The organism is Bartonella sp. W8122 (assembly GCF_016102485.1).
GTDB classification, from domain to species: Bacteria; Pseudomonadota; Alphaproteobacteria; order Rhizobiales; family Rhizobiaceae; genus Bartonella; species Bartonella apihabitans.
On sequence record NZ_JACFOO010000001.1, the window covers coordinates 736,220 to 750,100 of the forward strand.

Annotated in this window: 10 protein-coding genes and 1 tRNA gene; 2 read left to right on the forward strand and 9 right to left on the reverse strand. The window is 42.9% G+C overall.

Translation table 11 applies throughout. The annotated features are described in order from the left end of the window. The first annotated feature begins 3 nt into the window (after positions 1-3). Positions 4-654, forward strand: a complete 651-nt coding sequence (locus tag H3S83_RS03245; RefSeq protein WP_077970288.1) for an amino acid ABC transporter permease — start codon at positions 4-6, stop codon at positions 652-654. Beyond that, on the forward strand, positions 647-1,369 hold the full coding sequence (locus tag H3S83_RS03250; RefSeq protein WP_077970289.1) for an amino acid ABC transporter ATP-binding protein: 723 nt from the start codon (positions 647-649) through the stop codon (positions 1,367-1,369). The genes H3S83_RS03245 and H3S83_RS03250 overlap by 8 nt, the downstream gene beginning before the upstream one ends. 539 nt (positions 1,370-1,908) lie before the next feature. On the opposite strand, the gene H3S83_RS03255 is transcribed toward H3S83_RS03250, so the two are convergent. The 9 genes from H3S83_RS03255 to H3S83_RS03295 all read right to left on the reverse strand — a co-directional run bounded on the left by H3S83_RS03255 (position 1,909) and on the right by H3S83_RS03295 (position 13,881). Beyond that, the gene (locus H3S83_RS03255; protein ID WP_198238899.1) at positions 1,909-2,250 is read right to left on the reverse strand and encodes an antibiotic biosynthesis monooxygenase; all 342 of its coding nucleotides are present in this window, start codon (positions 2,248-2,250) and stop codon (positions 1,909-1,911) included. Between the two features lie 535 nt (positions 2,251-2,785). Next, positions 2,786-5,920, reverse strand: a complete 3,135-nt coding sequence (locus H3S83_RS03260) for a type I restriction endonuclease subunit R (RefSeq protein WP_198238900.1) — start codon at positions 5,918-5,920, stop codon at positions 2,786-2,788. A gap of 17 nt (positions 5,921-5,937) precedes the next feature. Further along, entirely contained in the window at positions 5,938-6,357 is a 420-nt protein-coding gene (locus H3S83_RS03265; RefSeq protein ID WP_198238277.1) for a hypothetical protein, read from the reverse strand. A 66-nt stretch (positions 6,358-6,423) separates the two neighbouring features. After that, positions 6,424-7,419: a DUF4268 domain-containing protein gene (locus tag H3S83_RS03270; RefSeq protein ID WP_198238278.1), complete on the reverse strand. Its 996-nt coding sequence runs from the start codon at positions 7,417-7,419 to the stop codon at positions 6,424-6,426. Next, positions 7,416-8,603: a restriction endonuclease subunit S gene (locus H3S83_RS03275; protein ID WP_198238279.1), complete on the reverse strand. Its 1,188-nt coding sequence runs from the start codon at positions 8,601-8,603 to the stop codon at positions 7,416-7,418. Before H3S83_RS03275 ends, H3S83_RS03270 begins: the two co-directional genes overlap by 4 nt. Further along, the gene (locus tag H3S83_RS03280; protein WP_198238901.1) at positions 8,600-10,138 is read right to left on the reverse strand and encodes a class I SAM-dependent DNA methyltransferase; all 1,539 of its coding nucleotides are present in this window, start codon (positions 10,136-10,138) and stop codon (positions 8,600-8,602) included. The genes H3S83_RS03275 and H3S83_RS03280 overlap by 4 nt, the downstream gene beginning before the upstream one ends. A 995-nt stretch (positions 10,139-11,133) precedes the next feature. Beyond that, positions 11,134-11,223: transfer RNA gene (locus tag H3S83_RS03285), tRNA-Ser, on the reverse strand. A gap of 73 nt (positions 11,224-11,296) precedes the next feature. After that, positions 11,297-12,754, reverse strand: coding sequence for a nitrogen regulation protein NR(I) (gene ntrC, locus H3S83_RS03290; RefSeq protein WP_198238281.1), 1,458 nt, complete (start codon positions 12,752-12,754; stop codon positions 11,297-11,299). Next, positions 12,751-13,881, reverse strand: coding sequence for a nitrogen regulation protein NR(II) (locus H3S83_RS03295; RefSeq protein WP_077970315.1), 1,131 nt, complete (start codon positions 13,879-13,881; stop codon positions 12,751-12,753). Before H3S83_RS03295 ends, ntrC begins: the two co-directional genes overlap by 4 nt.

The window sequence follows — 13,881 nt, forward strand, 5'->3', positions numbered from 1 at the left end:
CAGATGTTTACAACAAAACTTACCTGGAGCGATCTTGTCTATCTTTCAAATGGTGCTCTTGTCACAATAGAACTGACTGTGGCGGCAATGGCTATCGGTACGGCTTTAGGAATTATATTCGGTTTCATTCGCGCTGGAATGCCGAAAATATCCATGCCGCTAGCGTGGTTTCTGGATATTCCCCGTTGTGTACCTTTGCCAATACAATTTGTCTTGTTCAATTCTTTCAAGACCGTTATCGGCATTAAATGGAGTGCTTTTACAGTCGCCTGCTTTGTACTTGGCCTTTACACAGCTTCTTACTGTACCGAAGTTGTGCGGGGAGGCATTTTGGCGGTGCCGGGAAATTTGCGTAGAGCGAGCCGTTCTCTTGGTTTGAGCTGGTGGCAGGATGTCTTTTATATTGTCATACCGCTTGCGGTCAGAGTAGGCTTTTCCGGTTGGCTCAATCTTACCCTTTCGGTCATGAAAGATACCTCTCTGGTTTTCTGGATAGGAATTATCGAGCTGCTCCGCGCTTCCCAACAATTGAATATCAGATTGAACGAGCCATTCGTAATCTTCTTTCTGGCAGGCGTTTTTTATTACGTCATTAGTTGGGTCGTTTCCAACATTGGTTCGCGTTTTGAAAATAAATGGGTGATAAATGATTGAGATTGATAATGTTCATAAATCCTTTGGTGCCTTGAAGGTTCTCAAAGGCGTTTCAATGACTGTTAACAAGGGTGAAGTTGTTTCCGTTATCGGCGGTTCGGGATCAGGAAAGTCGACATTGTTGATGTGTATTAATGGTCTCGAAAAAATTGATAGCGGCTCGATCAAAGTCGACGGTACGGATGTATTTTCTCCATCTACCAATCTAGACAAATTAAGACAGAAAATCGGCATTGTTTTTCAACAATGGAATGCATTCCCACATTTGACTGTTATAGAGAATGTTTCTTTGGCTCCTCGTAAAGTCTTGAAAATGTCAAAAGAACAGGCAAGGGAAATTGCCATCAAACAGTTAGAACATGTCGGCTTGGGGCAAAAGCTTGATGTATATCCGAATAAATTGTCCGGTGGACAACAACAGCGTATGGCGATTGCCCGTGCACTTGCCATGTCTCCGGATTATATGCTTTTCGATGAGGCAACCTCCGCTCTTGACCCCCAACTTGTTGGCGAGGTTTTGGATACTATGCGCCTGCTTGCAGAAGAAGGAATGACAATGGTTCTTGTTACCCATGAAATTTCCTTTGCAAGAGATGTTTCGAACCGCGTGGCGTTTTTCCACCAAGGCCAAATCCACGAAATCGGTACGCCTGATGAAGTCATCAGAAATCCACAACGTCCGGAAACAGTCGCTTTTCTCCAGTCTGTTCGCTAATGATAATATAAAGATATGTTTGAAAAAACATATCTATTGTCACCGGAAAGAATTTATCTTTTACGAAAAATTTGGCTTGCGAAAAACATCAAGTCGCAAGTAAAATTTTTATTTTATGTTAAAATAATGTCTATATTCATGTGTGAACTATATTTTATTGTTTTTAAAACAATTTATATTTTTATTTTGACTAAAACCGTAAAAATTAAATTATTTTGATTAATATTTTATCTGTTGATTTTAACTTGAAAATAAACCGGAAAAATATTTTTATAATTTGAAATGTAAAGTATTTTCAGTCACCTATATTTTTCTGTAATCGTCTTCATCCTTTAATATTATCTCTTACAGTAAAAGGGAGAGACAAGCTTAGAGATGCATAGAGCATGACTTTAAGGGCAGTTGATTTAAATTTAGGAGTCTTTGATCAAAGCTCTGTCTTATAATCAGTCTATTTTCAAAGCTTTTCCTCAAAACTAGGCAGAGTTCGTCATCAAAAACTTGATGTGATGTTGAAATCGATCATGGATCAGTCAATTTCATATGTCTGCTTTTTCAAAACTGTAGTCACGTTCCACTTTTGCAACGCGAATGACGCAATGCGAGTAAAATATTTCCCGACCGAGTTTCGGGGCAAGTTTATGGTCGACATTTGCTTTCCAAGCTTTCATGCTCGCTTCATCTTTCCAGAACGAATTGGTAATGCCAAAACCATCAGCGCCACGGGCACTTTCAGCACCAAGGCACCCTGGTTGCTGTAACGCCAGTTCTTCCATTGCCTCCGCCATTTCTGCGTATCCATTGTCTCCTTCTGTTCTTTGGGGAGAAAAAGCAACAATGTAATAGGGAAGCGGGGGAGTTTTTGAAAAAGCCTTGGTCATTCAATCGAGGCTCCGAGTATAATTTCAATGCGAACAGAATAACCTAATTCATGTTTTATAACAGCGTGTTAATGTTACCAGATGAATTCTGTTGCGATTTGGTTGTTGTCGAATGATAAACTTAGAAAAGTATATAAGAACTTGCTCAGATTATTTTACAATTAAATTTGTTTTGATGTCCAAGTCCACAGCTTATAAAAAATAGTCAAACGCGGAATTTATGGTTTCGTCATTGGCGGCTTGCTCTATTCCCTCAATGTAACACTCATCCTTGAAATGTTGAGTAAGTTAAGAACAGTGTTTTCTGTTAAACTCGGATTTCCGCTGGAATATCATTAAAGCAGTACTTACGTCCCTTTGACTAATTATTAAAATTCTCAATTCCGTTTAAACAATTACATTCATCTTTAAACGATGATAGGAAAGAATTAACATTTCTTACAGCGAGAATTCACTATACCGTACAGAAAATTCGAAATTATTCTAACAATAACTGCCGTTTTTAAATTTTCCGTTATGTTTAAAGAAATTGGTTTTAACAAAGGCAGTTTAAAACGGTTTCTGCCTGTGCCAATACGTTCTTAACGGCGTCGTCGGAAAAATCTGGTGGATAGCCAAATTTCCGTAATAAGCGCTTGACGAGCACACGCATTTCAGCTCTGGCCTGTGTTCTATGGTTCCAATCAATTGTAACCTTAGCACGCATGGCTTTAACCAGCTCTATAGCAATAACCCGCAGTTTTTCATCACCCATGGCCTCCACTGCGCTATTATTCTCGGCCAGCGCATCATAAAAAGCAACTTCAGCGGGGCTTAATCCGCTTTCCATACCGGCCTGTACTTTGGCACGCATATCTTTAGCAAGATCAATAAGGGATTGCAGCATTTCAACCGTCGAGATTGCATTGGAATGATAACGTGCCACTGCTTCTTTCAAACGGTCTGAAAAAGCGCGCGCCTCGATAATGTTGGTTTTGCTGCGACTGGTAATTTCACCATTAAGGAGTTTATGCAATGCTTCCAGAGCCAGATTTTTACGCTCCATATTCTGGATTTCTATTAAAAAATCATCTGAAAGAATAGAAATTTCCGGTGTCTTCAATCCGGCGGCTTTCAGGATATCGACAACCTCGGCAGTAGCAACAGCTTTATCCAGTAATTGGTTGACAGCCGCTGTGCGTGCTTCATCACTCATTTTTCCACGCACTGTCGGTTTCGCTAATGCGGCCCTTACAGCTTCATAAAAGCCGATTTCATCACGTGTTTTTAAAGCCAATTCACTGGCACTTGCCAAAGCATTGGCTTTTTTTAGCGCCGTTACCGCATCAAAATAGCGTCGATGAGCTCGTTTCTTTTCTTTCTCGTCTTTGGCTTTTGCGGCGGATTCGTTTTGTAACTTCAAAATCCAATCCATCGCATCGGCAATAGCTTCAAGCTTTTCAGAAGGTGTACCTGTATAGCCCTTGCTTATATCAATGCCGTGATACATATCACGCACCACATCAAGACATTCTTGCAGGGCACTCACCGCTTCTTCTTCGCTTATACCGGTTTTGTCCCGGTCGGATTGGGTATATTCGGCCAATGCCTTTTTCAGATTGTTGCCAATTCCGATATAATCGACAACCAAACCACCCGGCTTATCCTTGAAAACACGATTAACACGTGCAATGGCCTGCATGAGTCCGTGACTTCGCATCGGCTTATCAATATACATTGTATGCATAGGCGGCGCATCAAAGCCTGTGAGCCACATGTCGCACACAATGACCAGCTTTAGTGGGTCTTTAGGGTCACGTGCTCTTTTTGCCAAAAGATCGCGACGTTTTTTATTGCCTATATGCTGTTGCCAGTCTAAAGGGTCGGAAGCTGAACCCGTCATTACAATTTTGACGGCACCCTTGTTGTCATCTTCAGAATGCCACTCAGGTCGCAAGCGAATGATTTGATTATAAAGATCAACACAAATGCGCCTACTCATTGTAACCACCATAGCACGCCCCGCCATTGCATGAAGGCGTGCTTCGAGATGGGCAATCATATCTTCGGCAAGTTTTGACAATCGTTTTGGCGCTCCGACCAATTTTTCAACGCTTGTCCATTTGGATTTTTGTTTTTCTTGCTCGGAAGGTTCGTCACCTTCAATCATTGCATCAACGGCATTGTCAATCTGTTCCTGTACCGCGGGATCAAGCTCGAGCCGGACAAGACGGCTTTCATAATAGATCGGCACAGTTGCCTTATCTTCAACAGCACGAGAAATATCATAAATATCAACGTAAGAGCCAAAAACCGCAGGCGTGTTGATGTCTGCACGTTCAATTGGAGTTCCCGTAAAACCTATGAAACTGGCATTCGGCAATGCCTGGCGTACATAATGTGCATAACCATAGCGTGTTTCACCGGTTTTACGATCAATTTTTGCCGCAAAGCCATACTGGCTACGGTGCGCTTCGTCAGCCATAACAATGACATTACGCCGTTCGGTCAAGACGGGGTATTCGTTCTCTTCAGGAAGAGTACTGAATTTCTGCATGGTGGTAAAGATAACTCCACCGGAAGCGCGGTCGAGCATTCTTCGTAAACTATCCCTATCTTCAGCTTGTTCCGGTGTCTGTCGTATCAGGTCCTGATACATAGAAAAGGTATGAAACAATTGGTCGTCCAGATCATTGCGATCTGTCAACACCACCAGTGTAGGATTTTCAAGTTCGGGGCTCTTGACGATAAGTCCACCGAGAAAGGCCATTAACAAGCTTTTGCCAGATCCTTGCGTATGCCAGACGACGCCGCCCTTACGGTCGCCATCGCAAGCAGCTGCTGCAATAATGCGATTGAGTGCCTTTAATGCACCATAATATTGGTGATATCCGGCAACAATCTTGAACGGCCCATTGCCTTTATTACCAAAGACGATGAAGTCCTTAATGAGGCGTAAAAATCTGTTTTTTTCAAAAACACCTTTTATCAGCGTTTCATATTCACGTGGGCCGGCTGGCGTAAAATCACCATCAGCACCTGTTACGGTGCGCCATGGCATAAATCGTTCTTCCTCCGCAGTCAGTGAACCAATGCGTGCAGAAAGCCCATCAGAAGTCACTAAAACCGCATTGGTGCGAAAGAGGGAAGGAATTTGCTTTTTATAAGTCTGCAACTGGTTAAAGGCATTGCTCAAAGTTGCCTGTTCGGAAGCAGCATTTTTTAATTCGATCACGCCTAATGGCAGGCCATTGACAAAAACAACGATATCAGGCCGCCGCGTGAAACCGTTTTCAGCAACGGTAAACTGATTTGTAACCAGAAAGTCATTGTTCTCAGGATTTTTGAAATCAATCAACCACACCTTATTGCCAATGATCACACCATCGTCATCGGGATATTCGACATCGACCCCTTCAATAATCATTTTGTGGATGCGGCGATTTTCTTCAACGAGTGAAGGCGTTTCAACTGCCAGTATTTTGCGCAAGGCATCAAGGCGTGCATCTTCCGGAATTTTCGGGTTGATGCGCGCCAAGGCATCAAGAAGTTTTTTGGTGAGAATAACTTCATCATAGGCTTTACGCAATGGCAAGATTCCATCAGGGCTTGACGCCTTGGGGTCGGCAATTTCATAGCCAAGCTCGGCGAAATATTCCAAACCTGCGCATTCAATATCGCACTCGTTCATACTCCCCCTGATCCCCCTTACGTGATTTTATGCTCGGCTGCTTTTTCAAGACCTTCTTTAATCCGCTTAGCGTCGTCAAGTGTCAATGGCGTAAATCTAATCAAATCAATATCACGAAGCTCTTTAGTCGCTTTAAGACCGGAATGGCGACCATAGAGTTTTTTGCCTGATGCATTTGTTTTTGTCCAAAGACGAGAAGCGGGGTATGGTTTTTTCTTGACGCCTTCAACATAAGCAGCGACTTTCATTGGGCACCATATATGTGCAGCCACATCGTCCACTATATGTGCTCGCCCATCGTTCTTTTCAAAAGCAAAACACAACCCGGAACCGGGTACAAAATAACGATTCATCTTTTTCTTCTGGTGCCCGTCGGGATGCTCTAACGCAAAGCTATCAAACATATCCAGCACGTCTTTCAGATCAGAGCGCTTCATCAATACCTCTTTATGAAAATTAGGTAGGTCTTTAAGTTTTACATTTTTTGTGGGATTGCAAAAGGATTATGAAGGCTCCGACAAATCATCATCGTCGCCCCCTATATCGGAAGCCTCCAGATTGCGAATGCGGTTGCGGAAAGTACGGTCAAAAGCCTCTATATATTTGATCAACCAATCTTGGTACTCATCCCAGCGTGAACGGTCCATAGGGTCAACATCGCGCAAATAAAGAATGATACGGGATGCACTCTTGTTTGGTAGCTCTTTCCATATCAGTTCATGACCAATTTCTGCTTCAATGTCATTCTTTTGTGCATAGAGTTGGTTATAAAAATCCTTGGCATTTTGATGATTGATATAAAGCTCGACGCCAATGCATTTATCACGGGTATTGTGAAGGCCACTCATATGAAAGCCGGAGCGGCCAATGCGAAAAACTGCCCAATGTTGCGGCATAGGCTTTTGCGGGCGAATATGAGAATTTTCTTTCAGCTTTTCCGCAAGTTGCGTCCAAAATTCCAGTTGTGCCGCCTTGATATCGGTCAATGTGCCCGTTTCGATTTGACGGGCAGCTTGCCCGACCGAGCGTGACCAATCATTCGGTTTGGAAACAATATTGAACTTGGGTGCAACAGGACTATCACCAATCTGCCATAGCTCTACCTCAAGGCCAAAGAACTTGAACTGGTCATCGGTAATATTGTTAAGCCAATCAAGTGCCGAGCGGTGCTCTTCGGTAAAATGCGTAGAAACCCAGATGATTGTTACCGCTTTAAGGCCAGAGGCATAGGTCAACAACTGGCCAAGATGAAGATGATCAGTGCGCTCCAATTGGTTTTCAATCAACACCCAGCTCTTATCGAGTGTATCCCTGCAGAGGATATCCGCACGAAATGGCCCCACATTCTTTTCCTGCGCTTCAATTTCAAGTTCCATATCTAGTGTTTCGGCCAATATATCCAAGTTTTGTGCAAGCCAAGGTGTGAAATGCTGCGCTTCTGTTTGCCAGATGTGGCGCACATCAACTTTTTTAAGAGAACCAAGTGAAGGTAAACTCATAAAACACCCCCCATTTTCTTTTCCAAATCATCAACAGATATTTCACCTGACATGAGCTTTGGCAACAATAAATCCCGCATTTCGGCTAGTGTATGGTTTTGATCTAGATTACTTCTGCAGTAGGAAAATAGTGGTGTCATGAGCGAAGCATATTTTTCTATAACAGTCTTATTTAAATAGGGAATCTGCAATCTATAAACATTGTTTCTATTTAAACCTGGAACAGCAGCATCGGTATTCATAGCTTTAAGATCAAACTGTTTTAGCAAGAAATATAGGTAAATAAGTGGGAATTCAGATTTGACATAAAAAACGGTATCTATAGGAAAGCTAGGTGAATTTTCCCAATAAATTGTCCCAATAGACCCTTTTCTCCCGATTATAATTGAGGGGCCATCTATTAAACATTCGTTATGGTATCCTGTAATTCCTCCTGATCCATAGACAGGAATTGATCCTTTAACTCTTCTTTTTTGGGGTAGCGATTTGCCATACGCCAATTCCAAGATATCTTGCAATTTTATGATCTCGCTGCCTAATGGTAAACCATCCTCTGCAAATTGATCTGGAAAGAGGCAAGCAATTTTCTGCGCTTGTGCGGGATTAGGAATCAAACCACCAAGAATAGCAACGGGATCATTTATGCCCTCGAGCTTGCGTTTGACCGGGCCAAAATCAACAAACCAATCCTGAAACACAGCCTGTGCCATTTGCTCCAGCGTTTCATTCATCTTTTTATTGAGTTCGATTTTCTGATCAAACAAATAAAGAGCATCAGCAATTAGCGTTTGATGTTTTACTGTAGATGGAACTTTAACAATTAAAGCGTGAACATCATTCCGGTTTATACCCGGTACACCACTTTTGTCATTAAATTGCTGCCAATCAATCGTTTTTAAAAAATAATATACAAATTTAGGGTTATTTCCTTTAAAATTGCACACATAAAGAGTTGTATTTAATGGCCAGAAATCTTCGTTGAGATAAAAAATTTCACCTATTGTTCCATATCGCCCAGTCACAACACCTGGCCCATGTACCATGGGAACATTATGAAAATCATTGATGCCGGACGAGGTCACAATAGGAATGTTTCCTTTATTGCGCTTGGTGTAAGGAAGGTCATAGCCTCTTTTGAGTTCTATAAACTCACCTAGTTCTATTTTGTCAAAAAAGTACATCATTTCTTTAAAGATAGAAAATTATTTAGCTTCCTTTGAAGTTTATTATTTTCGCCAAACAGCCCTAACAATTTCTCTTTTAAGGCAGCGAATTTTTCCTCAAAAGGTACACCATCATCTTCCTCCTCTTCCGTTCCAACATAGCGGCCGGGAGTCAGCACATAATCATTGGCTTTGATCTCTTCCAACGTTGCCGCCTTGCAAAAACCGGCTTCGTCCTCATAAGGCTCAAGCCCCGTTTCAGGTTTAGCACGGAAGCGATGATAGGTTGAAGCGATCTTGGCTATGTCATCGTCAGACAATTCACGCCGGACACGATCTACCATAAAGCCCATTTTACGGGCATCAATGAAGAGCACTTCCCCTTTTCGTTCGCGATGACCATTGGCACTTTTATTTTTGGCCAAAATCCACAAACAGGCCGGAATTTGTGTCGAGAAAAACAATTGCCCCGGCAATGCCACCATGCAGTCGATCTTATCATCTTCCAGTAATGCTTTGCGAATTTCCCCTTCGCCTGATTGCTGGCTCGACATTGAACCATTGGCCAGCACAACGCCGGCAGTACCACGTGGTGCGAGATGGTGGATGATATGCTCTAACCAGGCATAATTGGCATTTCCTTTTGGTGGAATGCCATATTTTTTCCAGCGGACATCATCAATCAGCCGCTCGCCACCCCAATCAGAAATATTAAAAGGCGGGTTTGCCAATATGTAATCGAAACGCAAATCGGGAAATTCATCTTTATGAAAGCTGCCTTCATTGTTCCAGTGAATTTCGGCATCAATGCCCTGAATCGCTAAATTCATCTTGGCGAGCCGCCATGTTGTATCGTTGATTTCTTGTCCGTAAATAGAAATGTCGCCGCCATGTTCATCAATAAATTTCTGGGATTGCACAAACATACCGCCCGAGCCGCAACAGGGGTCATAAACGCGACCTTTATAAGGTTCCAGCATCTCAACCAATGTGCGCACAACAGAACGGGGTGTAAAAAATTCGCCACCGCGTTTGCCCTCGGCACCGGCAAATTGCGACAGGAAATATTCATAGGCGCGACCAAGCAAGTCTTTCGCCTCGTCAAATTTATTATGCATGCCGACATCAGCGAACAAGTCTATCAGCTCGCCCAACATGGTTTTGTTCAGCGTCGGGCGAGCGTAGTTTTTTGGCAAAACGCCTTTCAAGCTTTTATTGGCTGGAATATTTTCAATCGCTGTCATCGCGCCATCAATTAACAAGCCGATTTCAGGACTCTTTGCGTTGGCTTGCAAATAGTTCCAGCGCGCTTCTTTCGGCACCCAGAAAACATTGTGCCCCAAATATTCATCCGGATCTTCAGGGTCGGCATATTCTTCGCCCAGCAATTCCTGATAACGTGCATCAAAGGCGTCAGAAATATATTTCAGGAAAATCAAACCAAGCGCGATATGTTTATAGTCCGACGGCTCCAGACCGCCGCGTAATTTATCAGCTGCCTTAAAAAGCTTAGCAGTAAAATTCAAATCCGGTGTTTTCTTTTTATGGTCCGCCATAGAGCGATCACCTCTTTTTTAGTGGATTGTTTGTGATTGCCAGTTCTAAAGAGCTTTAAAAAGCGAGGCAAGGCCAATTAGCTGATTCATATATTCAAACCTTGAAATAAGATAACAATATCAGCAATGTAGGTAGCAAAAAAGAAAATATGTGAACACCTATTATGCGCATATCGAAATGCGCCAACAATCGTGTTTTTGCAAAAATTTTAGTACTATGACATAGCTTACCAGCTATCTGGCGAAGTCAATTTTGGCGGCTCAAACTCATTTATCGGGAATTAATGTTTAAAATTGTTTTGTGTTTCCAGCCTCAACTAATCTGTAGCTTATCCTCTCCGAGCAGAGCGCGTATCGACAAGAAAGGTGAAAGCGACAGTAGAAAAACTGCTCCTTTTTAATCATTTATTTGATATTCGTTTAGCGATATATAAATGTATATAATTAAATTAATATATGTTCTATGGTAAATTAAAATATTATATGTTAATTATCTATTTTTAAAAAAATACCTATATATTCACAATATTAAATATAAAAATATACGTTGTAATATAAAAATTATTATTAGAAACCGATGTCATTTACGCGATAGAGAAAATAAATACCTTTTATTTTAAAATGCTCGTTAAAACCCCAGGTTTCACTACCAAAAATGCACTCAGAGCCGGAGCGCATAAAAAGCGCGGATAATAGCAGAAAATAAATCTCTTAAGAAAAAGATAGAATGCCACTCTTTGAAATCTTGTTGCATCATATAGCATACAAGAAACCATGGTAAGACCGTCGCGTCTTAATGGCGGAGGGATAGTTCCCTTTGTTATTGGTTCAGACTGTCCAAGGCCGTCCGTCACATTTATTTTTATTAGCAATATCAATTGGTTATCGTGATTTATCGTACCTTATAATACCGTTTGCTTCCAGGTTTTATTGGAGGATGAAAAAACTATAAAAAAGTTCAATTTATTGATTTAAAACTGTTTTTTGATGAAATATGGCGGAGGGGGTGGGATTCGAACCCACGGTACAGTCGCCTGCACGCCGGTTTTCAAGACCGGTGCCTTAAACCGCTCGGCCACCCCTCCAAAAAGGATGCGCAAGTCTTTACAAGGTTCTGGCTAAAGGTCAATCACTTATTTGAATTTTTTTGAGCCAAATTTAATTTGTCCGAGTTCCTTTATATATGTTCACTTTCAGATCGCGCACTTTTTTTCGCAAGGTGTTGCGATTAAGCCCCAATAATTCTGCGGCCTTGATCTGGTTGCCCTTTGTTGCCGTGAGGCAGGCGAGGATAAGCGGGTATTCGACTTCTTCCAATACGCGGTGATAAAGCCCGGCAGGGGGTAATTCTTCACCAAATGATGCAAAATATTTCTGCATATTCATTTCGACTGCTTCGGCAATTGTGACATTATCATTAACAGAAGCCGGATTATGAGAATCATGATTTCCGGTCTCGTTTTTTAATTCTGTTTCGATAACATCAACCGCGATTTCTTCTTGTGGATAAAGAGCGGCAAGTCTGCGTACAAGATTTTCCAATTCCCTGACATTGCCGGGCCATGAATAGCGGCGTAACAGATCAAGCCCTTCATTGCTGATATGTTTCAAAGGTAAACCGTCATCAGTTGCCATTTTGAAGAAATGACGCACAAGATCGGGAATATCGTCGGCTCTTTCACGTAAAGCGGGAATGCGCAACGGTACAACATTAAGTCTATAAAACAGATCCTCGCGGAATTGTCCCTGATTGATAAGCTGATGCAAATCCTTGTTGGTTGCAGCAACAATTCTGACATCGGTTTTGATCGGTGTTCGCCCGCCAACGGTCATATATTCGCCCTGTTGCAGGACACGTAAGAGGCGGGTTTGGGCGTCCATGGGCATGTCGCCAATTTCGTCAAGGAACAATGTGCCGCCGTTGGCTTGTTCAAAACGCCCGCTTGAACGCGTATTGGCACCGGTAAAGGCACCTTTTTCATGACCGAATAATTCTGATTCAATGAGATCTTTGGGAATTGCGGCCATATTGATTGCAACAAAGGGGCCTTTTCTGCGTCTGCCATATTCGTGAAGTGCGCGTGCAACAAGCTCTTTTCCTGTTCCTGACTCTCCGGTAATCATCACGGTAAGATCAGTCTGCATCATGCGGGCAAGAATACGATAGATTTCCTGCATCGCAGGTGAACGCCCGACAAGCGGCATCGTGTCGTTCGTTTCGTCGGATTTCTGTTTTTCATTTTCGGGGCGGGGTTCAACCATAGCCCGTCCGACGATATTGATGAGCTCCGACAGATCGAACGGTTTTGGCAGATAATCGTAGGCACCGGCTTCCGAAGCTTTGATTGCGGTCATAAAAGTGTTTTGTGCACTCATGACAATGACGGGAATTTCCGGACGTGCCTTTTTGATGCGGGGTATAAGATCGAATGCGTTTTCGTCCGGCATAACGACATCGGTAATGACAAGATCCCCATCGCCATTGGCAATCCAACGCCATAGCATTGCTGCATTCGGTGCCACCCGCACATCGTAGCCGGCTCGCGAGAGCGCCTGGTTGAGAACAGTGCGGATTGCCGCGTCGTCATCGGCAACAAGTATCATCCCTTTGGTCATTGGCTTTCTCCGCTTGACTTTTGTTCTGTCTCTTCCGGCCGCCACATGGGCAAGAGAACACGGAATGTCGTCTTTCCAGGCTGTGACTCGCATTCAACGACCCCGCCATGGTCGTTCACAAGTTTTGCAACAAGCGCAAGTCCGAGGCCGGATCCATTCGGTTTACTGGTGATGAACGGGTCAAAAAGATTTTCCTGAATGTCTTTGGGAACACCCGGTCCATTATCTTCCACACAGAATTCCATAGGCAATGTGACTTTATCATGCCGCCCTTGTACAGAAAGCTTGATGCCTGGCCGATAGGAGGAGGTAAGCGTAATTGTAGGATTCTCTACACCGGCCAGCGCTTCTGTCGCGTTTTTAACAAGATTAAGGAAAATCTGGATAAGCTGGTCGCGATTGGCATAGACTGGAGGCAGTGACGGATCATATTTTTCAATAAATTTGATCTTTTTTGCAAAACCGCTTTGTGCGAGCCTTTTTACGTGATCAAGCACTGTATGAATATTAACCGGAAAACGTTCGATAGGCCGTTCATCCGAAAACACTTCCATACGATCGACCAGAGCAACGATACGATCTGTTTCATCGGTAATCAAACGTGTGAGTTGCCTGTCGTCATCGCTGACAACACTTTCAAGAAGTTGCGCAGCGCCGCGAATACCCGAAAGCGGGTTTTTTATTTCATGGGCAAGCATTGAAGCAAGACCGGTCACCGAACGGGCAGCTCCTCTATGGGTCATCTGCCGGTCGAGCTTTTCGGCCATGGATTTTTCCTGAAACAACACAACCACACTTCCCGGTATTTCCGGTAGTGGTTGAACAAAAATGTCGACAAGCTTGTCATAACCGAGTTTTGGTGACGATAAATCGACATGATATTCATTGACAGGTTTGGGTTTTTCTCTGACCTGATTGATGAGCGAGAGGAGAGGGCTACCAAAGGGTAAAAATGTTTCAAGCCTGTTTCGTGCCAATACAGAAGAGCTTGCTTTGAAGAATTGTTCGGCATCGGCATTGGCATAGGCGATACTATTATCCTTGTCGACAAGAATAACCGGATGTCGGACAGCATCGAGCACCAGTCTTGCAATATTTTGTTCGCTGTTTTTTGCTTTTTGTTGCAT

What these genes read in the sequence shown, in the direction of transcription:
- ntrC (WP_198238281.1), bottom strand. Translation starts at nt 12,754, where the DNA reads ATGACCAAAGGGATGATACTTGTTGCCGATGACGACGCGGCAATCCGC.
- H3S83_RS03280 (WP_198238901.1), bottom strand. Translation starts at nt 10,138, where the DNA reads ATGGCGGACCATAAAAAGAAAACACCGGATTTGAATTTTACTGCTAAG.
- H3S83_RS03265 (WP_198238277.1), bottom strand. Translation starts at nt 6,357, where the DNA reads ATGAAGCGCTCTGATCTGAAAGACGTGCTGGATATGTTTGATAGCTTT.
- H3S83_RS03255 (WP_198238899.1), bottom strand. Translation starts at nt 2,250, where the DNA reads ATGACCAAGGCTTTTTCAAAAACTCCCCCGCTTCCCTATTACATTGTT.
- H3S83_RS03245 (WP_077970288.1), top strand. Translation starts at nt 4, where the DNA reads ATGTTTACAACAAAACTTACCTGGAGCGATCTTGTCTATCTTTCAAAT.
- H3S83_RS03275 (WP_198238279.1), bottom strand. Translation starts at nt 8,603, where the DNA reads ATGATGTACTTTTTTGACAAAATAGAACTAGGTGAGTTTATAGAACTC.
- H3S83_RS03270 (WP_198238278.1), bottom strand. Translation starts at nt 7,419, where the DNA reads ATGAGTTTACCTTCACTTGGTTCTCTTAAAAAAGTTGATGTGCGCCAC.
- H3S83_RS03250 (WP_077970289.1), top strand. Translation starts at nt 647, where the DNA reads ATGATTGAGATTGATAATGTTCATAAATCCTTTGGTGCCTTGAAGGTT.
- H3S83_RS03295 (WP_077970315.1), bottom strand. Translation starts at nt 13,881, where the DNA reads ATGCAACAAAAAGCAAAAAACAGCGAACAAAATATTGCAAGACTGGTG.
- H3S83_RS03260 (WP_198238900.1), bottom strand. Translation starts at nt 5,920, where the DNA reads ATGAACGAGTGCGATATTGAATGCGCAGGTTTGGAATATTTCGCCGAG.